The sequence below is a fragment of the Microcoleus sp. CZ3-B2 genome, assembly GCF_036705055.1.
Taxonomy (GTDB): domain Bacteria; phylum Cyanobacteriota; class Cyanobacteriia; order Cyanobacteriales; family Microcoleaceae; genus Microcoleus.
Genome location: NZ_JAUBTN010000032.1, coordinates 44,522 through 66,079, shown reverse-complemented (window position 1 = coordinate 66,079; position 21,558 = coordinate 44,522). Strand labels below are relative to the sequence as shown.

Here is a 21,558-nt window from a genome sequence, read left to right as displayed (position 1 = left end):
ATGGGGAATTGGGCATTGGGCAAACAGGGAATTGGGCGGAGCGAAGCGGAGGGATTGGGCGGAGCGAAGCGGAGGGATTGGGCGAGCGCGAAGCGGAGGGATTGGGCATTGTCAACCAGTAATGACTGCTGACAAATGACTGCTGACTACTGACTAAGCTGTTCTGCATTTAAATTTCATGTAAGGAACCAAAATTTAATAAATTAAACATCTGCCACACTTCTCTCTCCAGAAGCTCAGGGGGTAAAGAGAGGCAGAGCCTCGGGATCTGCATTACCAGGCACAGCCTGGTAACGAGCCAATATGCAATGTTTATTTGCGCGACAGCTTAATGACTAATGACTAAGGACTATTGACTACTGACTACTGACTACTGACTACTAAGAGGGCGGGCCCGCACCATCCACCGCCCCTACTGACCACTGACTACTGACCACTGACTACTGACTACTGACTACTGACTACTGACTATTGACTACTGATTGTTGACTTCTGATTCTAAAAATATTTCGCCTCCTGGTTCGTCGTAGCTGTACAACTCGGCATAGCGACCCAAATCAATCGCGGTTTGCAATTGTCTTATTGCTTCTTTCGGGCTAAAGTGGGCTTCGAGAATATCCAGAATTAACTCTTCTGAAATGCGGTGATTGCGCTTGGCCTGAAGCATTCTATAAATTTGCTGTACGAGGAGAATGTTGCTGATAATTTGGGTGCGGACAATTTGTTTTCGCTGGTCAATTCCGCCGGCTATGAATTGAAGGCCAACTGGTGTTAAAAGCAGGTCGCCTTCTTGGATTACTAGGAATTCCATTAATTTTGCTGCTTCGACGATCGGCAAAATGTCGTCTACCTCTAGCATTAATTCTTGACCGAGGCGGTAGAGGTCTTTCTCTTGGCGGTCTTCTAAGAGTTCCAGCAAACCTGCGATCGCACCTGTTCGCACCTGCGGCAGAGATTGGTATTTAGGCGTTGGGGCGGGTTGAGCTTCAGACGCAGTAGTAGCGGTACTTTCAGCGGGTGTTGTCACTGTGACGCAGCTCAATTCGGGATTGGTGAGGATTTTGTAAACTTGGTCTACGAGAGTTTGGAATTCGACTGTTTTGCGATCGCGGTAGTGCGGCAAATTCACGGTCAAGTCGGCGCGAATTCGCCCCGGATTGCGGCCGAGGACTACAATGCGATCGGCTAAAATAACCGCTTCCTCAATCCCGTGAGTTACGATTAACACAGCTTTGGTGGGAATCTTTTTTTCCAGCCACAAATCTAATAACTCAAACCGCAAGTTTTCAGCAGTCAGAACATCTAAAGCTGAAAACGGTTCATCCATGCAAAGCAGTTCGGGTTCCACCGCCAAAGCTCTAGCAAATCCCACCCGCTGCCGCATTCCGCCCGAAAGTTCTTTGGGATAAGCATTTTCAAATCCGTCCAAACCGATAATATCAATCATTTTCAAGGCTTTTTGGAGGCGCGGTTCGGGCATTTCTCCTTTAGCTTTTAAGCCTAATTCTACATTTTCTAGTACCGTCAACCAGGGATAAAGAGCAAAGTTTTGAAATACAATTGCCACCCCAGGATTTAAGCCGACTAAAGGACGATTGTGGTAGAAAATTTGACCTTCGCTGGGCGGAATTAGTCCGGCTATCATCCGCATCAATGTTGATTTACCTGACCCGGAAGGGCCGAGCAAAGCTACTATTTCGCCCGATCGCAATTCTAAATTAATTTGCTCTAAAATAGAAATTTTTTGACCGTTTGGCTGCTGGTAAGCTTTGCTAACGCCTTTTAAGGTAATGAGGCACTCTGTTGCTGTTTTAGCTATCACAGCTAAACCCCCTCGCTTGTTGTTTAAGTTTAGTTATTAGTCATTGGTCATTGGTCATTAGTCATTGGTCATTAGTCATTAGTCATTGGTCATTAGTCATTGGTCATTAGTCATTGGTCATTAGTCATTGGTCATTGGTCATTAGACCAAAACTATCATAAACTCAGGGCTATTTCATTCTTTGTAGGGCCAATCCCCCCGCGATCGCCCTCCTAGACAGGGGAGGGTCGGCCCGCACCATCCACGACGCCTACAAAATCCTGATTTTCCTGAGAATGAAATAGCCCCGATCGTAAACTGACAACGGATATTTGTCTGCAGACAGGAGTTCCCGTCCGCTGGTTTTAAAATTGATTCTTGGGTTTCCATACCTATACCCCATAAACTCATTTTTCGCAAGACCTGCTGGCGACAATGGGTAAAATCTGCGAGATATCAATTAAAGCTGAAATGATGAGCGATCGCCAAAACTTGGTTTCTCTAAAAAAACTGGATTTTGAGATTAATTTTCAATATTATTGCTACAATGACTGATTTTATACAAATTATCTTTAATTTGCCGATAACTCGCCGGACTTAGGCATTGCTGTTTCCCTACAGGTGCTCGATTGTCTCTAATAAAAAATGTAAACTGTATTTATCTATTTGCCAATTTGTGCTAAAAGGCTGCCTAACTGAACGGCGATTACTCCAAGTATGGCACTGCTAACCCAGTAAAAAGTGGCAAGGCTGTAAGCTCGATCGCGCCACAAGACATTTGACTCTAAACCGTAAGTCGAAAAAGTAGTATAAGCGCCCAAAAAGCCCGTCGCAACCATTAACCGCACTTCCGTCGGAATCGCCGGCACCCGTTCAAAAGCGAGGGTGATAAAAAATCCCATAGCCAAGCAACCGGTGATGTTAATAAAAAAAGTTCCGTAGGGAAAAGCTGTACCGAAACGGTTGGCAAACCACAAGGTGATATAATACCTGCTCAAAGCGCCGGCGATGGCACCGAAACTAATGGCGATCGGGTGTCGGAGATTCGGGTCTTGTAGCATCAAACAATTTGAGATTTTAGATTTGATACTGAGCTGATTCATGTAAAATATTGTACAATCAAATGGGCGATCGCTCAGGCTGTTGCCAATTAAAATCAATTGAGATTTTTTATGCAAATTGTGCTGCCAACAGCAGAGGATGATTGAGTTAAAGCTTGGGAAAGCACTGGCGGCAATACTGAAAACGTCAAGATCCACCGAGGCTCAATTTTTGAGGTAAAATGCGATGCTTTTGTTAGTCGGGCGAAGAGTTTTGGGTTCATGGACTGTGGCTTAAGTTTAAAAATTTCGGAGTATTTTGAAGGTCACGTTCAAGAACGCCTGCAAAAACTAATTCAGACTCGCCATCACGGCGAATTTTTAGTAGGATTGGCAGAAGTTGTAGATACAGTTCATGATGAAGTTCCCTATTAGATAGCTGCCCCACTCATGCGGGTTCTCACAATTTTAACAGAAACAGTAAATGTTTATCTAGCAACCCGCGCTATTTTAAGTTTGGTAAAACATGGCACTGTTGCAGACGGAACGCCGGTCAAACATATCATTGAAACGATCGCAATTCCCGACATGAGCACGGGAACGCGCAAAGTACCACCGCACATCTGCGCCAATCAGATGAAAGTCACCCTCGAAGATATCCTCCTAGATCGATACAAATTTCCTCAATCTTGGCTGTACGCCCAAAAAAGTCACCAATTGTTACAGACTAGCGATGTCGGAGATTTGCAGGGCGAAGATTGAAATTTTAAATTTTAAACTTTGATGTTAAAAAATTAAGTTTGTTGTGGGTTGTTAGGTGAAGGGAATTATCATAAATTTAAGTACGCTAAACCGTACCTGTAAGTGGGCGGTATCCGACAGGCGGTTTCAATGCTAAAATGCCAGAATGAATTCTGGCGCTATAAATACAAAGTCCATTCGCAGCAGATTTAAGAAAGGAGATAATTCATATGACAGATCCAAATTTGACTGAGACAACAATTGTAGAGGTAACTCCCGAAACGACGGCGATCGTCAAACAAGAGATGCCCGACGCGACTGATGAAACGATCGCAGAAACTGCGGCTTTGTTTGAATCAATCAAAAAACGCGCCGCTGCCGAATTTCAAGCCGCCGGCGAACTCACCCGCGAAGCTTATTTGAAAGCTGTGACGAAAGCCAGTGAGGCGATCGACGAAAATAAGTCGATCGCCAAAGACAGAATGAAAGAAGCAGTCAGCCTGATCAAAAAAGAATCCGAGAAAAATTGGCTGGTACTTGATGCAATTAAAACGCGGGCGCAAGCGCAGGTACAAGATGCCGGCGAAGTCAGCCGCGAAGCTTATTTGAAAGCTGTGCGACAAGCGCGAGAAGCGGTGGAACAAAATAAATTGGTCGAACGCGATCGCATCGAACAAGCTGTTGACGACATTCAGAAACAAACTGAAAAAAATTGGCACGTTGTTGTGGGAGAAATTGAGTCGCTGGGCACTCGCTTGAAGGAAACGGCTAAGTCTGCATGGAACTCGCTAACGGCGTTTTGTGACAAGTCGGATCGCCGCGATTCCTAGAAAGATTTTCCGCAACAGTCTTGCGATAGTCGATCGCGCGGGCCCGCCCGGTTTCCAAACTGGGCGGGCTAATAGCGATCGCCCTTTAATTTGCATTCAGCAAAAGGTTCAGCCATACTGCATAATAAAAAAGCTTTATTTTTAGTCCAAAACCCCGAACCATGAGAACTTACTACTGCGGCGACCTGCGAAGCAAACATATCGGAGAGACTGTCACCCTTTACGGCTGGGTGGATCGCCGCCGCGATCATGGCGGAGTGATTTTTCTCGACGTGCGCGATCGATCGGGTATTGTGCAAATTGTCAGCGATCCTGAACGCACCCCCGACTCCTATCACGGCGCTGAGTCTTTGCGCAGCGAATACGTGCTTAAAATTACCGGTAGAGTCACCAGCCGCCCCGAAGATTCCCTCAACCCGAAATTGCCTACGGGTGAAATAGAAATTTACGCGGACGAAATTGAGTTGTTAAATGCGGTTCGCAAGCTGTTACCGTTTCAGATTTCCACGGCGGATCATGAAAATGTGCGGGAAGATTTGCGGCTGAAATATCGGTATTTGGACTTGCGGCGCGATCGTATGAGTCGCAACTTGCAGCTTCGCCACCAAGTTGTCAAAGCTATGCGCCGTTACCTGGAAGATGTCGGCAATTTTATGGAAATTGAAACGCCGATTTTAACTCGATCGACTCCCGAAGGTGCCAGAGATTATTTAGTTCCCAGCCGCGTCAATTTGGGCGAATGGTATGCTTTGCCGCAGTCGCCGCAGTTGTTCAAACAATTGTTAATGGTTTCGGGATTTGACAGATACTATCAAATTGCCCGCTGTTTCCGCGATGAAGATTTGCGCGCCGACAGACAGCCGGAATTCACGCAATTAGACATGGAAATGAGTTTCATGTCTTTAGAAGAAATCCTGGAATTAAACGAAGGTTTAGTTTGCCAAATTTTCCAAAGTGTCAAAGGCGTAGAATTGCCCCGTCCTTTCCCGCGTTTGACTTACGCCGAAGCAATGGATCGCTACGGTAGCGACAAACCGGATACTCGTTTCGGTATGGAATTAATCGATGTTTCCGATTTGATGAAAGATTCGGGATTTAAGGTATTTTCTGGGGCGATTGCTGCGGGCGGAATTGTGAAAACTTTGCCGATTCCGGGGGGGAATGAGGCTTTTTCTAACGAACGGATTAAAAAAGGCGATTTGTTTAAGGAAGCCACGGAAGCCGGTGCGAAGGGATTGGCTTTTATTCGGGTGCGGGAAAATGGCGAAATTGATACGATCGGCGCAATTAAGGATAATTTGACGGAAGCGCAAAAACAGGAATTGCTCGATCGCACGGGCGCGAAACCTGGTCATTTGTTGTTGTTTGCAGCAGCCGACGCGACTGCTGTCAATAAGACTTTGGATAGATTGCGTTTGTTTGTCGGTAACGAATTGGGACTGATCGACAAAGAGAAGATGAATCTGCTGTGGGTGACGGATTTCCCGATGTTTGAATGGAACGCTGACGAGAAGCGTTTGGAAGCTATCCATCACCCGTTTACTGCGCCGCATCCTGACGATATTCACGATTTGAAGACGGCGAGGGCTCAAGCTTACGACTTGGTGTTAAACGGCACGGAAGTGGGCGGTGGTTCTCTGCGGATTTATCAGCGGGATGTTCAGGAAAAGGTGTTTGAGGCGATCGGTTTATCGACGGAGGAAGCTTACAATAAGTTCGGCTTTTTGTTGGATGCGTTTGAGTACGGAACTCCGCCCCACGGCGGGATTGCTTACGGTTTGGATCGGTTGGTGATGCTGTTGGCGGGCGAGGATTCGATTCGCGATGTGATTGCGTTTCCGAAGACTCAACAGGCTGGTTGTTTGCTGACGAATGCGCCGGCTGGTGTGGATGAGAAGCAGTTGAAGGAGTTGCAAGTGCGATCGACTTATACGCCCAAGTCATAAGGCGATCGGGACTTAGGCAAAGCCTATGTGTCATGCTGAGAGAAGGGAAGCATCTCGCTGGATGCTTCACTACACTGCGTTTTGTTCAGCATGACAGACACGATTCTGCGTCCTTGACTGTCATTGAGTCAAAACTTTCGCTGATATTGTATGCTCTAGTTACATTCCACGTCTTTAGACTAAAAACGCTCTAATTATCATAATCGAAAATAGGTAAAAACGATGTCAACAGTTTATCGTTTAAAAGCCAGCGAACTCAATCATCATTTTTTAGAACAAATTAAGGCGACTTTTGGAGATAAAGAGATTGAAATAATTGTTTCTGAGTGTGATGAAACCGAATATCTTTTGAAATCTGAAGTCAACAAAAATAGACTTTTAAAAGCTATTGAAAATGTTAAAGAGGGGGAAAAATTAGTTGAAGTTAACTTAGAGAATTTGCAATGAGCAGAAGAATTGTTTTTGAATCTTCTGCTTTTGCAGATTTTAATGAATGGGCAAAATTAGACAAAAAGATTTATCGCAAAATTGTAGAATTGATTAAAGATATAGACCGATCGCCCTTTGAAGGATTGGGAAAACCTGAACCTCTGAAATACGAGTTAAGTGGTTTTTGGTCTAGGCGCATTGATAACGAACATCGTTTAGTTTACCAAGTTACGGATCGAGAAATTGCGATCGTGGCTTGTAAGTATCATTACACTGAATAGATGTGATTGCGTTTCCGAAGACTCAACAGGCTGGTTGTTTGCTGACGAATGCGCCGGCTGGTGTGGATGAGAAGCAGTTGAAGGAGTTGCAAGTGCGATCGACTTACGTACCGAAAACATAGGTATCTAAAATACCTTCAATGAATAGTGGATGGGTGGCGAGAAACCGGGTTTTTTCCAGAATACTCGTCACACATCCTAGAAACTGGGAAAAACCCGGTTTCTTTGATTTGTGCGCCGTCAGAAACCGGGTTTTTTCCGAGAATACTTCGTTGTCATTAAACTAAAAACGCTATAATTATCACAATCAAAAACAGGTAAAAACGATTAGTTTACCAAGTTGCGGATGACAAAATTGCGATCGTGGCTTGTAAGTATTATTACAATGAGATGAAAGATTAACCATGAAAATCCCCGTTGAACTTAACGAAGAGTTGGTTAAAGAAGCCTTTCGCTTAACCAATTTCAAGACAGAAAAAGAACTGATTGACTTTGCTTTGCAAGAATTAATTCGCACCCGAAAAAAGCGGAACCTACTCGATTTAAGCGGACAAATTCAATTCTCGACTGACTACGATTATAAAGCCTTGCGGGAAAACAAAAATGTTTCTGATTGATACTTCCGTCTGGCGTTTTGCGCGACAAGACAGGTGTAGTACGCCAATCCTTGGAAGCAATAATTAATGATGAAAGTATTTTCCTGAACCGATTTACTCAGATGGAACTTTTGCAAGGTTGTCGAGATGAACGGGAGTGGACACTATTAGAAACTTATCTCCAAGAACAAGACTACATCGAGTCTACGCCTAATACTTGGGTAGCGGCTGCTCGGATTTACTACGATTTGCAAGCGCCTTGGGTTAACGGTTAGAAGTAGTATCGACTGCTGCATTGCCCAACTTGCGATCGAGTACCAACTTATTCTAGTTCATAACGATCGCGATTTTGAAACTATTCAGAAAGTGCGATCGCTCAATTGCTTGCGCTTCCGACCTGACAATAATTAAAGATTAATTTTAGTTTGAGTTGGTGAGGATGGGGTGAAGGCTGAAATGATTACGGAAAGTATCTGTAAATCTCTTTCCTATGCAGTATCCTGACAAAACAGACTATGCCATCATTAACTTTAATACCGATGCGGTAATCTCCCAGCCTAATGCGATAGTAATCTCCATCGCCCTTGAGTTTTTTAAGATTGCTGACTTCATTTAATTTTTCTGCATTCTCAACGTCTTCTATCGCTTCCTGAATTCTTTCAAACAAGTTGGCATCAAGAATCTTGAGTAAATCCTTTTCAAAGCTTTTTCTAAACTCAACAATCATGGTTGTCCCTTCAAAATTTTGAAGATTTGGTCGCGGCTGACTGTTTCAGTATTTTCACCTTCTTTGATAGCATTTTCCATCCCTATATCTTCTAGGGCTTCGGTTAAAATTTCCGAAAAGACTTCTTTTTGTTCTTTTAACAACTCAAAAATAGCTGCTTTGAGCAATTCTTTAAGTTTGGTTTCGTCTAGAGTAATTTCAGACATTGCTTTTTTTGTAGGATTATTTTTAGGTTTTTATTTTATCACGAAATGCCGCAAATTTATTTTTAATTTAATTAAATTTATTCTAGCCAACGTTGGTTTGCGGGTAGTCAGAAACCGGGTTTTTTACGGAAATACTGCATCCGGGCCTTTAACTGTCGTGAAAAACCCGGTTTCTTTGGTATTTATGGGTAAGCCCTAAATGAGACAGAAAGGTCGATCGCACTTTTTCAATTCGTGCGATCGCCCTCAACAATTACTCTTTCCAGTAACGGGTTAAAATCCGAATCACCTCACCCGCTATCGGCGATGGTAGAGGCGGGCTCCATTCCCCAACTTCTGCAAAACCTAAAACGTGTAACAGATTAACGATGCTGTCTACCGCTTTGGGAACGCCGCACAACAGCAAACGAATCGGTTGCTTACCTTGAGGTACATCAGGAATTTCTTCCCGGAGCAGTTCGGGAACTGATTTTGGCTGTGATATCATAGACTTTGAATTACACGAATAGTGGAATTGCGATCGCCCTCCAGTTTTCCAGGCCAGGGGGGCGATCGCTTTTCCGTTTGTACATCCTGAGTCTAGTTCAATCGCTGCCGTTTGTCAATCGTTACGACAAAATAAATGCTCGCAACGACAACTTAAGGGATAGTTAAGGTTGCAGAATGGTAACATTTGCTTGCAAAGTTATCGCTAGCAGTTGAGCATCAGCAGTGATCCGTTGGAAATTGGCAGTTGTGATGGCCGATCGCAATATCAGCAATAAAGAATTGGCGGCTAGAATTGGGATGCACCCCACTTCTGTGTCTAAAATCAAAACCCGTCGCCGACTCACCCGAATTGACGAAGCCACTCTCAGCGCTTTGTGCAGAGCACTGAACTGTCAGCCGGGAGATTTAATGGTGTATGAAGAGGACAATCCCGATCGCTAAACAAAAATGTTCTTGTGGAACAGGCATCCTGTTAAGCGAGAATGGTGCTTGATGTGAGTTTAACCTCAGATATTTGCGTTAACCTAGTTGACTACAGCTTGTACCGCACTCCCCAAGATAATCTATGCTTCTTGCCCGCATCCAAGAACTAGCCGCTACCCTCGCACCCCGCTTGATCGAAATTCGCCGCCACATCCACTCCCACCCCGAACTCAGCGGCCAAGAATACCAAACCGCCGCCTATGTAGCCGGTGTTCTCGCATCCAGCGGAGTCCGCGCCATCGAAGGAATCGGCAAAACAGGAGTGCTCGGCGAGCTCAAAGTTGACAGCAGCGAGTCCCGGTGGCTGGCAATTCGCACCGATATGGACGCTTTGCCAATTCAAGAACGTACTAACCTAGAATTTGCCTCCCGCAACGACGGAGTGATGCACGCCTGCGGCCACGATATCCACACCACAGTCGGTTTGGGCGCGGCAATGATTTTGTCGAAGTTAAAAGAAAAATTGCCCGGTAACGTCCGCTTCTTGTTTCAGCCTGCAGAAGAGATTGCCCAAGGCGCTCAATGGATGATTCAAGATGGGGCGATGCAAGATGTTGACGGTATCCTCGGAGTGCACGTTTTTCCGACGATTCCCGGCGGTTGTGTCGGTATCCGCCACGGGGCACTGACGGCGGCGGCGGATGACCTAGAAGTGATTGTAATGGGCGAATCCGGCCACGGTGCGCGTCCTCACGAGGCGATCGATGCAATTTGGATAGCTTCTCAAGTAATTACCAGTTTGCAGCAGGCAATTAGCCGGATGCAAAATCCTTTGAGGCCTGTGGTTTTGACGATCGGGCAAATTAGCGGCGGACGGGCGCCCAACGTGATTGCCGATCGCGTAAAATTATTGGGAACCGTGCGATCGCTCCATCCCGAAACCCACGAAAAACTACCGGCTTGGATCGAACAAATTGTTTCCAGCGTCTGCGCGACTTACGGCGCCAAATACGAACTCACCTACAAGCGCGGCGTGCCCGGAGTCCAAAACGACCCAAAACTGACGCAATTAGTAGAAACTGCGGCTTTAGAAGCTTTAGGTCGATCGCGCGTCCAAATTTTACCAGAACCATCCCTCGGCGCCGAAGATTTTTCAATGTATCTAGAACACGCACCGGGAACCATGTTTCGCTTAGGAGTGGGACTGGCTGACAAACCCAACTATCCCCTCCATCACCCGCAGTTTGAGGTGGATGAAGCAGCTATAGTTACGGGCGCTGTCACCTTAGCCTATGCCGCCTGTCAGTATTGGAAACAGCAAGCAACTAAGTGATATCAAATCCTCTGTTCATCGGAATAGTAAATTCACTGTTGACTGTTGACTGTTGACTGTTGACTGTTGACTGTTAACTGTTGACTGTTGACTGTTGACTGTTAACTGTTAACATCATGTATGAGTGCAACCGGAATTGATATATATCCTTGCCGTTAAATTACCCAAAATTAACATAGGTTCGCAGTCAGGAATTCAGTTTTTTTCCAAATTAGAGGACTGAAGTCCGAACGATCGCATTAATCTTGTTGTTATCAATCCACCAGACACAATATAGCGGTTCGCACAAAAGTGAGGAGAGCCTCATGCCCGGTTTGGCCTATGCCCTATCCCGCATAGTACCTCATCTTTCGGTAGAAAGGCTATATTAGTTAGTGCAGTTTGGACAGTTTCAGGGCTGATCGTGGGAGGCTAGAAACCGGGTATTCTTGGAAATTGTACGTTTAGTAGCGACAAATCTCCGAAGAAACCCGGTTTCTGAACTCGCGACTAGCCCAAGTATATTGGCCTATCTCCGGCAATTCCCCTCTCCGCAGCCGCCAAATGTGCTAACGTAAAATCAAAACTCCCCAAATTTCAACTATCTGGAGACAGATAACTGTGTTCGCTCAAACACCTCCAACTCCAAGTTACAAATGGTTTAGCTGCATTTCTCGCGCTGTATTCGCCGCATTTTGCCTGTTGCCGATTTTGGGCGCTGCGGGAAACGCCCAAACTCCCCAAAATAGACTCATCAAAATTGGCGTGGTGCAGCGGTTTGGTAATAAAGCCACCGACAAACTCACGCTGAAAGCATTACCGGGCGACAGCTTAACATTAAGTTACAAAACTCCTCAAGGCACAGAAACCAAAACTGCTCCCAGCATCAAGCTAGAAATTGCCAATAAACCTCTGCAATCGCCATTAGTAGAAGAACGAGTTGTTCTGAGCTCCCACCGCAGTTTTGAAAGCGCAGAAGATAGCGCCAATCAGTGGCGCGCTAAGGGTATTGATGTAGAAATTGCCCAACCTTTGCGCTGGCAAGTTTGGGCAAAAAGAGATATTTATAATTCTCCGATTGTGCGGCGCTGGCTGTTGCAAAGTTTGCAAGCTCAAGGTAACAAAACAGCTTTTTTAGATTCCAAAGTTATTAAACAAATACCCCAAGCATTTTGGATTTTAAATGGCTTTCGTTTCAACCGCAATGAGTTGGATGTGACGGCGGGCAAAAATACGATTGAGGTATTGGAACAAACTACTCAAGAGGCGACAGCTACTGAACCCGAAAAAGTTCTTCAACAAACTCGCCGTTATGGTGGCAGTTTGCACCTGCAAAAAAATTCTTACGGCACTTATACTTTAGTTAATGAGGTGCCGACGGAAACTTATTTGCGGGGTGTTGTTCCTCACGAAATAGGGGCTTTTTCGCCTTACGCTTCGATTGTCGCTCAAACTATTTTAGCGAGAACCTACGCCCTGAGAAATTTGCGGAGGTTTGCTGTGGATAATTATGAGTTGTGCGCTGATGTTAACTGTCAGGTTTATAAAGGTTTGACGGAGGTTTATCCGCAAAGCGATAAGGCGATCGCCCAAACGAGCGGTTTGGTGCTAACTTATCAAAATCAGCTCGTAGACGCGCTCTATTCTGCGTCTAGCGGCGGCGTGACAGCTACTTTTGGCGATGTGTGGCACGGCCCGGAACGTCCATATTTGCGATCGATTATCGATTCCCCCAAGAACGTCTGGGATTTGTCAAAGCAGAGCTTGTCTGACGAAAACAACTTCCGCCGCTTTATGACTCTCAAAACAGGGTTTAATGAGGAAAAAGAAGACACTTTCCGCTGGCGCGAAGAAGTTTCTTTGACATCGATTGGGGCATTTCTCAAACAGTATCTTCAAAAGAAACAGCACCCGCTAGCTAATTTTAAAACTCTCACTCAGGTGGAAGTGGTGGAAAGGTCGCCCGCCGGTCGAGTTTTGCAAATGAAGGTTCAAACTGACTTGGGCTCCATCGATATCGAAAAAGATGAGATTCGCAATGCTTTTTACCCGCCGATTAGCACGCTTTTTTATCTAGAACCGATTTACAATCCAGACAAAACTCTCAACGGTTATGCTTTTGTCGGAGGCGGTTTCGGACACGGCGTGGGAATGAGTCAGACTGGTTCTTACAATTTAGCTAATTTGGGCTGGAGTGGCGATCGAATTCTCAACTTTTATTTTCCCGGCGCTCAAGTTGTCCCCCTCAACGATTCCATTACATTTTGGCGGGAATAGTTTATTCAGAATCGCCATCAGAGTCAGCGATGGAAATCGCGCCTCGACAAACGAAGTCCATACCAAGCGGACTGAAGAAAATCACCTAATATTAACCGTCTTTGCTTCAACCGGCACGCCTGCGGGTTTTGTTTGACCAGAAGCGGTTTCAACCGCTGTCTGTAACGCAGAAACCCGGTTTGTTAACGTAATTGAACTCAAATAGCTCAATTACGAAAACGAAAAACCGGGTTACTTAACGCATCGCGCCGAAAATCCTTACTTAGTAAAGAGATTCTTCTTGGTGAGTTTCGATCGTACAATCAGACTTAGGATAAGCGACGCAGGTCAAAACAAATCCGGCTTCGATTTGGTCGTCATCCAAGAAAGATTGGTCAGATTGGTCAATTTCGCCTGATGTGATTTTGCCGGCGCAGGTGGAGCAAGCTCCAGCGCGGCAAGAATACGGGAGGTCGAGTCCTGCTTCTTCGGCAGCATCTAGAATGTAAGTATCGTCATCAACGTCAATGGTCTGGTTGATTCCTTCGGCTTCGCTGATGAGGGTAACTTTGTAAGTTGCCATGCACTAATCCTCTCAAAAATTCAACAATATTGATAATTTTTCCTAATGCAACCTTCAAGGCTGTATGAGCTCTGAGATTAACTCTTAGGTTCGTTCCCTTTATGATATTAGGGGAAAGAAGCAAGCTTGCAACACTCATTTACAAAAAATTTGAATGGGATTAGTTATAACTTTTTCTAATTTCATCTTGATTACTTATACCTATGCGCGACTCAGCCTTGTGATACTGTTGCTGCAAGACTTACGCAAAATAACCGGGTTTCTCTTAAAAATCCTGTTTTGAGCCCTACAGTCCAAATAACCGTTTTTTGCTATGGGGTTTGTCGATCGACTTTCCCCAAAGCTTGCTTGAGTTTGTCTTCTGTGCCTAAAATTTGGGCAATAAAACCCTAAACCCCTACACCGCAAGTCTGTAACTATCTAAAATCTAAATCCTATGACTCAAATTAATGCTGGCTTTGGTTTTTCCCTAAATTCCCCTATTCGCGTCGGGATTGTGGGTACTGGCTTTGCGGCTAAGTTGAGAGCCGAGACGCTGGTAGCTGACGCGCGATCGAACTTGGTAGCAGTGGCGGGGCACAACCAGGAGAAAACCGCAGCATTTTGCCAAACTTTCGGCGCCGAAGCTGCGGTTTCTTGGCGCAAGCTGGTAGAAAGAGACGATTTAGATTTGGTAATTGTCTGTACGGTGAACCGCGATCACGGGGCGATAGTCCTCGCCGCCCTGGAAAATGACAAGCACGTTGTGGTGGAATATCCTCTATCTTTAGAACTATCTGAGGGCGAAAGGGCGATCGAACTTGCGGCCCAAAAGCAAAAACTCCTCCACATCGAACACATCGAATTGTTAGGCGGTTTGCACTCCTCAATCAAAGAATCTTTGCCATTAGTCGGTAAAGTTTTTTATGCCCGCTACGTTACAATTACCTCTGTGCGTTCAGTACCTAAGCGCTGGACTTTTCAACATTCCCTATTTGGTTTTCCCTTAATTGGTGCAATTTCTCGACTGCACCGATTTACTGATTTGTTCGGGGAAGCGACAAGCGTTAACTGTCAAACTCAATTTTGGGACACTCAGCCGGATTTCTACAAAGCTTGTTTGTGCAACGCACAGTTACGCTTCACCAATGGCGTTTTCGCGGAAGCGGTTTACGGAAAAGGAGAGACTTTTTGGCAGTCGGAAAACATTTTTACCATCTACGGAGAAGCAGGAACGCTGATTTTTACTCCTGAATCCGGTCAATTAATTCAAGGAGAAAATCGGCAAACCATCAAAGTAGGAACGCGGCGCGGTTTGTTTGCCAAAGATACCGAGGTGGTGTTAGACTGTTTGCTAAACGGTACGCCGTTGTATGTCAATAATACAAGTAGCTTGTACGCTTTGAAGGTGGCGGATGCTGCGAAGCGATCGAGCGAAACTAATCAAAAATTGGCGATCGACAATTCATAACTATTCCGCTCAAACGGCGGTTGAAACTATGTTTATACAAACTTTCCTCTCTCTCAGAAGATTGAATCAAACAACGTAATTTCAATTGCCAGTTATTGAAGCAGGGGAGGCTAGTTTTATCTGTATATAGCAATCCTAAATCATTTGTGAATTTCTTACTCCCTCCCCTTGGTAAGGGGAGGGTTGGGGTGGGGTAAAAATTTTACGACTCCTGCAAGGATTGCTATAGTAGCGGTATCAACCGCCGATCGTTATAGCCTTTCTCAAAAAAGTGAGGTATGCCTTATTCCCTATGCCCTATGCCCTATGCCCTATAGTACCTCCTATGAGATCGCAGAAAGGCTATATCTGACCTAACAAATATATTAAAAATGAAATTACCCTGGAAATATCATCAATTTGACCCAGAAACAATCGGGCTAATTTACGGTTTTTTAGGCGTAGTTGGCTTCAGCTTAACACTTCCAGGAACCAGAGCCGCAGTACAGGATTTAGACCCTATTATTGTAGGTTTAGGGCGCGGATTAGTAGCAGCTATACTAGCAGCCTTTACTCTGCGGATAACGCATCAACCAATTCCCTCCAAACCGCAATTGTGGAGTTTATCAATGGTCGGATTGGGAGTTGTACTCGGATTTCCGCTATTATCAGCTTGGGCAATGCAGCAAGTACCGGCCGCCCACGGTGCTGTGGTATTAGGATTGTTGCCCTTAGCAACAGCAGTAGGGGGAGTTTTGCGATCGGGCGATCGCCCATCTTCTAGTTTTTGGATTGCTAGTATCGCCGGGAGTCTAACCGTCGTTGGTTTTGGAATTATTACTGGTGCAGGGCAACTCCAGGCCGCAGATCTAGCTTTATTTGCATCAGTCATTGCTGCTGCTTTTGGTTACGCCGAAGGTGGGCAATTAGCTAAGACTTTAGGCGGATGGCAAGTTATTAGTTGGGCATTGATAATTATCGCTCCCTTCGAGATTTTGCCTACAATATTTGTAGTCATACAACATGGATTAATAGCTGCACCGACGGCATGGTTGGGTTTTGCCTATGTGAGTATTATCAGTCAATTTGTAGCATTTTTTGCCTGGTATCAAGGGATGGCTATTGCCGGAGTTGCCAGGGTAGGGCAAATTCAGTTATTGCAACCATTTTTGACTATTCTAGCATCGGCAATTTTGCTTGGTGAAACTATAGAACCGATCGCCCTAGGCAGCGCTTGTTTAGTTGTGATCTGTGTAGCAGTAGGGAAAAAAGCATCAATTCAGCAAGCAGCAGATTTGTGATGCGAACTAATTTTTTTGTGGTTTTTCAAAGCTTAAATTAGCTAAAGTGCGAGGTGCACCCTAGATTTATGTAATGCTGATATATCGAGGCTGATTTTTGACTCTACCGATCCAATTTTGAATTGCCGGAAACCCAGTCAAATCAAATCCGCCTTCGCCAGCAACGTGAGTGTAAGCAAATAAACCGATATCAGCAATAGAATAGCGATCGCCTACAAAAAAGTCATTTTTTTCTAAATGCTGTTCCATCACCCCCAAAGCGGCATAACCGGGCGCTTTTTTTTGTTGAAGTGCTGCTTGATATTCCTCAGCTTTTCCCAACACAGAAATCCAAAATCTGGAAGTTGCAATGTAAGGTTCGTGACTGTACTGTTCAAAAAACAACCACTGCATCACTTGAGCCCGTTCAAATTTATCGTTGGGGAAAAACTCAGTTTTTTCGCTCAAGTAAAACATAATCGCATTGGATTCAAACAGAAACTTACCCGGTGCAATCTCTAAAACAGGAATGCGGCCGTTAGGGTTTTTGACCAAAAATTCGGGTGTCCGACTTTCTTTTTGGAGAATATTAATTTCAGTGCGATCGAACGGAATATTGAGCTGAGTTAAAAGCAAGCGAACTTTGTAGCAATTGCCTGACGGAGAATATTCGTAAAGTTTAAACACGAGTCTTGAGGAGATTTTATGGTGTTAAATTATATCATAAATTCATAGAATTTAGGCACAATTAGTTAACTGTTGTTTGCTAAGATTATTTTGGCGACTTTGGGCGATCGCAAAAACCAGCCACTTCAGCCAGCGTATAAAGCGGCCTCCCCTTCACCTCCTCGTAAATCCGCCCGATATACTGACCCAAAATCCCAATACTCACCAACTGCACCGCACCCAAAAAGAAAATTGCCATAATGATAATTGTCAAACCAGTTAAGGCCGTACTCGGAGAGAAAAGACGCCAGTACAAAACCAAAAAAGCCATTAAAATAGACACCAAAGCCGAAAACAAACCCAAATAAATCGACAGTTGCAGAGGCACTTTTGAAAAAGAAACTAAACCGTTCATCGCCAAAGCAAAAGATTTGCTGAAAGTATACTTAACATCGCCAGCAAAACGCGGATCTCGTTCAAACTTAACAGCAGTTTGTTTGAAACCAATCCAAGCGCGCAGCCCCCGAATATAACGGTTGCGTTCTGGCATGGCGTTGAGCACATCCACCACGCACCTATCCATCAAACAAAAATCTCCCGTATCTATCGGAATATCAACATCAGCAAGATTCCGCAAAATGCGATAATACATATAAGCTGGCAACCGCTTAAACCAACTTTCTTGACGGCGATGAGTGCGCTGGGCATAAACAACTTGATACCCGCTGCGCCACTGTTCTATCATCTCTAAAATCAGTTCGGGCGGGTCTTGTAAATCACCGTCCATGATGACTGCAACTTGACCAGTAGAAAAATTCAAACCAGCGGTTACAGCTATTTGGTGTCCGAAATTGCGGGCAAAACTGAGGTAACAAATTCGCGAGTCTTGTTCGTGCAATTCTCGCAAAATGTCGAGAGAGCGATCGCGACTGCCATCATTGATTAAAATTAATTCCACTGGGCCGTCCAGGCGCTCCATCACCCCACTAATTCGCCGGTACAATTCAGGGAGGTTTTCTTCTTCGTTATAGATGGGAATTATCAAGGAATATTTAGGTGTATGGTTCATAGCAGTTTTTGGTACATCCTCTTTCTAATTGTTCAATGAAGAGTTTATTTGTTTTTTGCCGAGCGCGCTGGCGGCTTCAAGGGATAGCGGCAGCGCGTAATTTCGCTTTTCTATCCCGACAAAAAACGCCTCCAAAATATCAGCGTTCCAACATTTATATGATCGCTCAAATAAGCAAAGTTTAAGATAGAAGAATACTGAGAATACCAAGACAAAAATATCTGTTATCATAGATGTTTATTCGGTTTATAATAAATTATAATCATCACCCATTGAATCAAAATTGCATGACAAATTCTAACGTTCTTTGGCAAGCAAATCAAGACTTAAGCGAAGCTTGTCTGCAACATCCGTTTGTTAGAGGTATTGCTGACGGTAGCCTCCACCAAAATAGTTTTGCATATTACGTTGCACAAGATGCTTTTTTTCTGGGAGCCTTCGCTCGCGCTTACAGTATTGCTGCGGCAAAAGCACCAGACTGGGAGGGGTTTAAAATTCTTCACAATCTAGGTAGTGGCATTTTAGAAGAACTTCACTTGCATCAAGGATATGCAGCTCAATGGGGTGTAAATTTGCCAGAGGCAAAACCGGGAATTGCTACCCGCCGCTACACGGATTTTTTATTAGCAACAGCCTGGGGAAGCGGTGTAGGTTTGACAGCAGCGGCGATGACTCCTTGCTTGCGATTGTATGCTTTTTTGGGACAGCAGTTAGCTAAGCCTAATATACCGGAACACGCCTTTAGCGACTGGATTTCTACCTACAGCAGCCCTGAGTTTGAGATTTTAGCAAAACAACTGGAAGGTTTGGTCGATCGCTATGCTGACACAACGCCGGAAGTAGAAGCAACCTATCGCTACGCTATGCTGTGCGAAAGAGACTTTTTTCAGGCCGCGTGGGAAATATCGTATCATTGTTCTACCCAAAAGTAGACCAGCTCTAATGCACCCAAAAATGCCCAAGAGTTAATTCATACCTCTGCTACTTCCACTGGTATTCCGAAAGTCATCAATCCGCCCATGAGTAAAGGAAATAGCGGATAAAAAGCTACAGAATGATCCTCCGCGTTATTTGCATAGCTGTAGCCTGAAGTAGCTATTTGGACGTACCATTTACCGTCCCAGTGGGAAAACAATTCCCAACCGCTTTTGGGAAGGAAGGGCATACATCGAGGTTTTTTGGGAGATTAAAGGAGCAATTAGCTGCGTCCCGATCGCAATTAGCGATCGATTCATATCAAATCCGGTAGCATTGGAATTATGAGCGTGCGATCGTCCCCCCCGAGCGCAGTCGATCGCTCTTCGGGGACGCTCGCACTATCAATGATTAAAATATATAATTCCGATGCTATCGGAAACGATATCAGAAACCACATAGCAGCGACAAAAATCCATCCATCCCTGCTGTTGTTGTGTTCCAGACGCGGACGTACTTCTAGCGCTAAAACCGCTAAATCAGTATTGCTCATGGCTAAAACAGCGCAAAACTGTCGATGGAAAATTAAACTATAGTCCGCTGCGAGCGCGATCGCCAAATATATACGTAAGTACAGCGGGACTGCTAATTTTAACGTCCGAGTTTATTGGGAATCCCTTCGCAGCCGCCGGGAATAGTGTCTCTCGACTTCGAGCCACACCAAGCGCAGCAGTAATAGCGCTGAGCCTCTGACAGTCGCTTGACAGCCGTGAAATCAGCACGTTCAACCACCGCGCCGGTATATTCGCCCGTTTCATAGTTGGGAAATTCCGTGCGGCTGCGAGGAGATGCAGTTTCTGCCGAGCCGTAGAATAATATCGCCGCTTTCATGTCAGCACGATCGAGCTTGGCATCGTACAGGATAGCGCGCGAGAGGTTGGCTTTGACTAAATCGCATTTGCTGAGATTGGCCCGGACAAGGTTGGCTTCGCTCAACTCCGTCCACCGCAAATCGGTGCTAGCGAGGTCAGCACCGGCTAACATCACGTTTAAATCGATGACGCGGATACCGTGAGATCTGTCTTCTGCGTAGCCGCCGTCGCCGTCAAGGATGGCGCGGCCCAAAAGCCGATCGCGCTTCAGAGGAGTCACCAATCTCGACTGCGACAAAAACCGCAGAATTTTCGCCTTACCTTCAGCATCCACACTGCTCATAATTGCAGCGGTGCGGCCTTCGGCGATCGCCCTTTCCTGGGGCCAATCTTCCAAAAACCCTTGTTCATCAAGGGCTAAATCGGAAACCCCTTGAAAATAAGCATCAATAGTTTGCTGCTGCGTAATTCGATTTTGCTGAATCGTCAAATCCTTCGAGATTACGTACTGCCGCCAAGCCACATAAACGCCCAAAATTGCGATCAAAATTTGCCCCAAAGCGCCGATTAACTCGCCGAGAGCTCCGATAGCGTCCCAGTTGATTTCGATGTTGCGGCTTCCCGGTTGAGTATTAGTACCGCTAAGCATCAGCAAGCCAACGATCCCAGCTAAAAGCCCGAAGCAGGAGATGATCAGCGTGCGCCAAGTCGGCGGAATTACCTGCGTCCAAATTTTGCCCCAACTCGGCCACATCATCCGCAGCGATATGCCGATCGCACCGATGGCCCCAATTAAGCCGATCCAAATGCTATCGTTAGCCAGCCCTACAATCATTGCTACGATCGCCGCCAGCGTCAGCACCGAACCCGACATCTCAGCAGTCGTTTGTGCCGGCTGTATCGGCGCAAAAATCATGTGGTTTGGACGCGAAGGTCGCGGTTTTGTCGGTTCAGCAGTAGCAACGATTGTTGCTGATTCTGGTGGGACAACAGGACTTGCACCGTTAGGACTTTCTACAGTCACGTTGGAATCAGGAGGATTGGGTTGAGCAGACTTTGGTTCTGGTGTCATGCGTTGAGGCAAATTCTAATTTTTGGCAGTCATTAAAACGATTTTAACCAATGAAGTACGATTATAGATAGCATTACAATATAGATCTCCAATTATTACACTCAAATAGGTAAAATAATATGACTCTGGTACTCCCCAATCTTCAAAGCAAACAAATGGGTCAAGTAATCACTACAATCGCCGTCACGAATTTCATCGATCTAGTTATGGCTGAACGGGGATTTATTTCTGCTGAGGAAGTTCGCTCTGTCAACCTCGATAACGTTGTTGTCGATACCGGAGCAACTCTGCTTTCCTTACCAGCTCCCATTATTAGCCAACTAGGTTTAAAACAAGTAGGAGAAAGAGACGTAGAAACATCGGCTGGCATCAAAAAAGGTCGAATTTTTGCAGGCGCTCAAATTATTGTAGAGGGGAGAGAAGGCAGATTTGATTGTTTAGAGTTACCCGAAGGCGTTTCGGCGGTTTTGTTGGGCGTGATTCCAATGGAAGAACTAGGTCTAGAACCAGATTTGAAAAATCGACGGTTGCGAGTGTTGCCGATGAACAATCAGCAAACATATCTGATGGGTTAGTTGAAATTTTTGTCGTGAAG

Annotated in this window: 29 protein-coding genes; 18 read left to right on the top strand and 11 right to left on the bottom strand. The window is 45.2% G+C overall.

Annotated elements, in window-relative coordinates; translation table 11 throughout:
• Window positions 1–132: a hypothetical protein gene (locus QUA97_RS16075; RefSeq protein ID WP_333195208.1), complete on the top strand. Its 132-nt coding sequence runs from the start codon at window positions 1–3 to the stop codon at window positions 130–132.
• A 343-nt stretch (window positions 133–475) separates the two neighbouring features.
• On the opposite strand, the gene QUA97_RS16070 is transcribed toward QUA97_RS16075, so the two are convergent.
• Together QUA97_RS16070 and crcB are read right to left on the bottom strand one after the other, a co-directional pair.
• Window positions 476–1,822, bottom strand: coding sequence for an ABC transporter ATP-binding protein (locus QUA97_RS16070; RefSeq protein ID WP_194069256.1), 1,347 nt, complete (start codon window positions 1,820–1,822; stop codon window positions 476–478).
• Between the two features lie 641 nt (window positions 1,823–2,463).
• Window positions 2,464–3,060, bottom strand: a complete 597-nt coding sequence (crcB, locus tag QUA97_RS16065) for a fluoride efflux transporter CrcB (RefSeq protein ID WP_333195207.1) — start codon at window positions 3,058–3,060, stop codon at window positions 2,464–2,466.
• Between the two features lie 63 nt (window positions 3,061–3,123).
• Between crcB and QUA97_RS16060 the strand changes: the two genes are divergently transcribed.
• The 9 genes from QUA97_RS16060 (at window position 3,124) to QUA97_RS16020 (ending at window position 8,075) form a co-directional block, all read left to right on the top strand.
• Window positions 3,124–3,276: a hypothetical protein gene (locus QUA97_RS16060; RefSeq protein ID WP_228050178.1), complete on the top strand. Its 153-nt coding sequence runs from the start codon at window positions 3,124–3,126 to the stop codon at window positions 3,274–3,276.
• A 15-nt stretch (window positions 3,277–3,291) separates the two neighbouring features.
• Window positions 3,292–3,603, top strand: coding sequence for a hypothetical protein (locus tag QUA97_RS16055; protein ID WP_228050177.1), 312 nt, complete (start codon window positions 3,292–3,294; stop codon window positions 3,601–3,603).
• 209 nt (window positions 3,604–3,812) lie between these two features.
• Window positions 3,813–4,412, top strand: coding sequence for a hypothetical protein (locus tag QUA97_RS16050; RefSeq protein ID WP_333195206.1), 600 nt, complete (start codon window positions 3,813–3,815; stop codon window positions 4,410–4,412).
• 161 nt (window positions 4,413–4,573) lie between these two features.
• Window positions 4,574–6,358 (top strand): aspartate--tRNA ligase, encoded by a 1,785-nt coding sequence (aspS, locus tag QUA97_RS16045; RefSeq protein ID WP_333195205.1) that lies wholly within the window; start codon window positions 4,574–4,576, stop codon window positions 6,356–6,358.
• 222 nt (window positions 6,359–6,580) lie between these two features.
• A complete protein-coding gene (locus QUA97_RS16040; RefSeq protein ID WP_194069250.1) occupies window positions 6,581–6,805 on the top strand; it encodes a hypothetical protein in 225 nt (74 codons plus the stop codon).
• Window positions 6,802–7,068, top strand: coding sequence for a Txe/YoeB family addiction module toxin (locus QUA97_RS16035; RefSeq protein ID WP_194069249.1), 267 nt, complete (start codon window positions 6,802–6,804; stop codon window positions 7,066–7,068). The genes QUA97_RS16040 and QUA97_RS16035 overlap by 4 nt, the downstream gene beginning before the upstream one ends.
• Before the next feature lie 404 nt (window positions 7,069–7,472).
• Window positions 7,473–7,685, top strand: a complete 213-nt coding sequence (locus QUA97_RS16030) for a type II toxin-antitoxin system VapB family antitoxin (protein WP_194069248.1) — start codon at window positions 7,473–7,475, stop codon at window positions 7,683–7,685.
• Window positions 7,682–7,939: a hypothetical protein gene (locus QUA97_RS16025; RefSeq protein WP_228050176.1), complete on the top strand. Its 258-nt coding sequence runs from the start codon at window positions 7,682–7,684 to the stop codon at window positions 7,937–7,939. Before QUA97_RS16030 ends, QUA97_RS16025 begins: the two co-directional genes overlap by 4 nt.
• On the top strand, window positions 7,893–8,075 hold the full coding sequence (locus QUA97_RS16020; protein ID WP_333195210.1) for a PIN domain-containing protein: 183 nt from the start codon (window positions 7,893–7,895) through the stop codon (window positions 8,073–8,075). Before QUA97_RS16025 ends, QUA97_RS16020 begins: the two co-directional genes overlap by 47 nt.
• Window positions 8,076–8,124: 49 nt before the next feature.
• Here QUA97_RS16020 and QUA97_RS16015 read toward each other — a convergent pair whose 3' ends face one another.
• From QUA97_RS16015 to QUA97_RS16005, 3 genes are all read right to left on the bottom strand, one after another.
• Window positions 8,125–8,391, bottom strand: a complete 267-nt coding sequence (locus QUA97_RS16015) for a type II toxin-antitoxin system RelE family toxin (RefSeq protein WP_194069247.1) — start codon at window positions 8,389–8,391, stop codon at window positions 8,125–8,127.
• The gene (locus tag QUA97_RS16010; RefSeq protein WP_194069246.1) at window positions 8,388–8,597 is read right to left on the bottom strand and encodes a hypothetical protein; all 210 of its coding nucleotides are present in this window, start codon (window positions 8,595–8,597) and stop codon (window positions 8,388–8,390) included. Before QUA97_RS16010 ends, QUA97_RS16015 begins: the two co-directional genes overlap by 4 nt.
• Before the next feature lie 253 nt (window positions 8,598–8,850).
• Window positions 8,851–9,084, bottom strand: coding sequence for a hypothetical protein (locus tag QUA97_RS16005; protein ID WP_190663608.1), 234 nt, complete (start codon window positions 9,082–9,084; stop codon window positions 8,851–8,853).
• A gap of 5 nt (window positions 9,085–9,089) precedes the next feature.
• Between QUA97_RS16005 and QUA97_RS16000 the strand changes: the two genes are divergently transcribed.
• From QUA97_RS16000 to QUA97_RS15985, 4 genes are all read left to right on the top strand, one after another.
• On the top strand, window positions 9,090–9,251 hold the full coding sequence (locus QUA97_RS16000) for a hypothetical protein (RefSeq protein ID WP_333195204.1): 162 nt from the start codon (window positions 9,090–9,092) through the stop codon (window positions 9,249–9,251).
• A gap of 57 nt (window positions 9,252–9,308) precedes the next feature.
• Window positions 9,309–9,527, top strand: a complete 219-nt coding sequence (locus QUA97_RS15995; RefSeq protein WP_333195203.1) for a helix-turn-helix domain-containing protein — start codon at window positions 9,309–9,311, stop codon at window positions 9,525–9,527.
• 124 nt (window positions 9,528–9,651) lie between these two features.
• Window positions 9,652–10,842 (top strand): M20 family metallopeptidase, encoded by a 1,191-nt coding sequence (locus tag QUA97_RS15990; protein WP_333195202.1) that lies wholly within the window; start codon window positions 9,652–9,654, stop codon window positions 10,840–10,842.
• Between the two features lie 600 nt (window positions 10,843–11,442).
• Window positions 11,443–13,098, top strand: coding sequence for a SpoIID/LytB domain-containing protein (locus QUA97_RS15985; RefSeq protein ID WP_194069242.1), 1,656 nt, complete (start codon window positions 11,443–11,445; stop codon window positions 13,096–13,098).
• 262 nt (window positions 13,099–13,360) lie between these two features.
• On the opposite strand, the gene QUA97_RS15980 is transcribed toward QUA97_RS15985, so the two are convergent.
• Complete coding sequence (locus QUA97_RS15980; protein WP_193971396.1) at window positions 13,361–13,660, bottom strand: ferredoxin; 300 nt, start codon at window positions 13,658–13,660, stop codon at window positions 13,361–13,363.
• 436 nt (window positions 13,661–14,096) lie between these two features.
• On the opposite strand from QUA97_RS15980, the gene QUA97_RS15975 reads away from it, so the two are divergent.
• Together QUA97_RS15975 and QUA97_RS15970 are read left to right on the top strand one after the other, a co-directional pair.
• Window positions 14,097–15,110: a Gfo/Idh/MocA family protein gene (locus tag QUA97_RS15975; protein ID WP_194069240.1), complete on the top strand. Its 1,014-nt coding sequence runs from the start codon at window positions 14,097–14,099 to the stop codon at window positions 15,108–15,110.
• A 371-nt stretch (window positions 15,111–15,481) separates the two neighbouring features.
• Complete coding sequence (locus QUA97_RS15970) at window positions 15,482–16,390, top strand: DMT family transporter (RefSeq protein WP_194067547.1); 909 nt, start codon at window positions 15,482–15,484, stop codon at window positions 16,388–16,390.
• A 66-nt stretch (window positions 16,391–16,456) separates the two neighbouring features.
• On the opposite strand, the gene QUA97_RS15965 is transcribed toward QUA97_RS15970, so the two are convergent.
• Together QUA97_RS15965 and QUA97_RS15960 are read right to left on the bottom strand one after the other, a co-directional pair.
• A complete protein-coding gene (locus tag QUA97_RS15965; RefSeq protein WP_194067548.1) occupies window positions 16,457–17,056 on the bottom strand; it encodes a glutathione S-transferase family protein in 600 nt (199 codons plus the stop codon).
• 85 nt (window positions 17,057–17,141) lie between these two features.
• Window positions 17,142–18,104, bottom strand: coding sequence for a glycosyltransferase family 2 protein (locus QUA97_RS15960; protein WP_194067549.1), 963 nt, complete (start codon window positions 18,102–18,104; stop codon window positions 17,142–17,144).
• Window positions 18,105–18,391: 287 nt separating this feature from the next.
• On the opposite strand from QUA97_RS15960, the gene QUA97_RS15955 reads away from it, so the two are divergent.
• Complete coding sequence (locus QUA97_RS15955) at window positions 18,392–19,036, top strand: TenA family protein (protein ID WP_194067550.1); 645 nt, start codon at window positions 18,392–18,394, stop codon at window positions 19,034–19,036.
• Window positions 19,037–19,074: 38 nt separating this feature from the next.
• Here the strand turns inward: QUA97_RS15955 and QUA97_RS15950 are convergent, their stop codons facing one another.
• The 3 genes from QUA97_RS15950 to QUA97_RS15940 form a co-directional block, all read right to left on the bottom strand.
• A complete protein-coding gene (locus tag QUA97_RS15950; protein WP_333195201.1) occupies window positions 19,075–19,269 on the bottom strand; it encodes a hypothetical protein in 195 nt (64 codons plus the stop codon).
• Window positions 19,270–19,335: 66 nt separating this feature from the next.
• The gene (locus QUA97_RS15945) at window positions 19,336–19,572 is read right to left on the bottom strand and encodes a hypothetical protein (protein WP_333195200.1); all 237 of its coding nucleotides are present in this window, start codon (window positions 19,570–19,572) and stop codon (window positions 19,336–19,338) included.
• Window positions 19,573–19,670: 98 nt separating this feature from the next.
• On the bottom strand, window positions 19,671–20,963 hold the full coding sequence (locus QUA97_RS15940) for a pentapeptide repeat-containing protein (RefSeq protein WP_194067553.1): 1,293 nt from the start codon (window positions 20,961–20,963) through the stop codon (window positions 19,671–19,673).
• 119 nt (window positions 20,964–21,082) lie between these two features.
• Here QUA97_RS15940 and QUA97_RS15935 point away from each other — a divergent pair, with 119 nt between their 5' ends.
• Window positions 21,083–21,538: an aspartyl protease gene (locus QUA97_RS15935; protein WP_194067554.1), complete on the top strand. Its 456-nt coding sequence runs from the start codon at window positions 21,083–21,085 to the stop codon at window positions 21,536–21,538.
• Window positions 21,539–21,558: the final 20 nt, after the last annotated feature.

Coding starts and splice junctions, on each gene's coding strand:
- QUA97_RS16075 (WP_333195208.1), top strand. CDS start 1: ATGGGGAATTGGGCATTGGGCAAACAGGGAATTGGGCGGAGCGAAGCG.
- QUA97_RS15945 (WP_333195200.1), bottom strand. CDS start 19,572: ATGAGCAATACTGATTTAGCGGTTTTAGCGCTAGAAGTACGTCCGCGT.
- QUA97_RS16050 (WP_333195206.1), top strand. CDS start 3,813: ATGACAGATCCAAATTTGACTGAGACAACAATTGTAGAGGTAACTCCC.
- QUA97_RS16010 (WP_194069246.1), bottom strand. CDS start 8,597: ATGTCTGAAATTACTCTAGACGAAACCAAACTTAAAGAATTGCTCAAA.
- QUA97_RS16035 (WP_194069249.1), top strand. CDS start 6,802: ATGAGCAGAAGAATTGTTTTTGAATCTTCTGCTTTTGCAGATTTTAAT.
- QUA97_RS16005 (WP_190663608.1), bottom strand. CDS start 9,084: ATGATATCACAGCCAAAATCAGTTCCCGAACTGCTCCGGGAAGAAATT.
- QUA97_RS16015 (WP_194069247.1), bottom strand. CDS start 8,391: ATGATTGTTGAGTTTAGAAAAAGCTTTGAAAAGGATTTACTCAAGATT.
- QUA97_RS16060 (WP_228050178.1), top strand. CDS start 3,124: ATGGACTGTGGCTTAAGTTTAAAAATTTCGGAGTATTTTGAAGGTCAC.
- QUA97_RS15950 (WP_333195201.1), bottom strand. CDS start 19,269: ATGCCCTTCCTTCCCAAAAGCGGTTGGGAATTGTTTTCCCACTGGGAC.
- QUA97_RS15940 (WP_194067553.1), bottom strand. CDS start 20,963: ATGACACCAGAACCAAAGTCTGCTCAACCCAATCCTCCTGATTCCAAC.
- QUA97_RS16040 (WP_194069250.1), top strand. CDS start 6,581: ATGTCAACAGTTTATCGTTTAAAAGCCAGCGAACTCAATCATCATTTT.
- QUA97_RS15955 (WP_194067550.1), top strand. CDS start 18,392: ATGACAAATTCTAACGTTCTTTGGCAAGCAAATCAAGACTTAAGCGAA.
- QUA97_RS16030 (WP_194069248.1), top strand. CDS start 7,473: ATGAAAATCCCCGTTGAACTTAACGAAGAGTTGGTTAAAGAAGCCTTT.
- QUA97_RS15990 (WP_333195202.1), top strand. CDS start 9,652: ATGCTTCTTGCCCGCATCCAAGAACTAGCCGCTACCCTCGCACCCCGC.
- QUA97_RS15975 (WP_194069240.1), top strand. CDS start 14,097: ATGACTCAAATTAATGCTGGCTTTGGTTTTTCCCTAAATTCCCCTATT.
- QUA97_RS15960 (WP_194067549.1), bottom strand. CDS start 18,104: ATGAACCATACACCTAAATATTCCTTGATAATTCCCATCTATAACGAA.
- aspS (WP_333195205.1), top strand. CDS start 4,574: ATGAGAACTTACTACTGCGGCGACCTGCGAAGCAAACATATCGGAGAG.
- QUA97_RS15970 (WP_194067547.1), top strand. CDS start 15,482: ATGAAATTACCCTGGAAATATCATCAATTTGACCCAGAAACAATCGGG.
- QUA97_RS16055 (WP_228050177.1), top strand. CDS start 3,292: ATGCGGGTTCTCACAATTTTAACAGAAACAGTAAATGTTTATCTAGCA.
- QUA97_RS15935 (WP_194067554.1), top strand. CDS start 21,083: ATGACTCTGGTACTCCCCAATCTTCAAAGCAAACAAATGGGTCAAGTA.
- QUA97_RS15980 (WP_193971396.1), bottom strand. CDS start 13,660: ATGGCAACTTACAAAGTTACCCTCATCAGCGAAGCCGAAGGAATCAAC.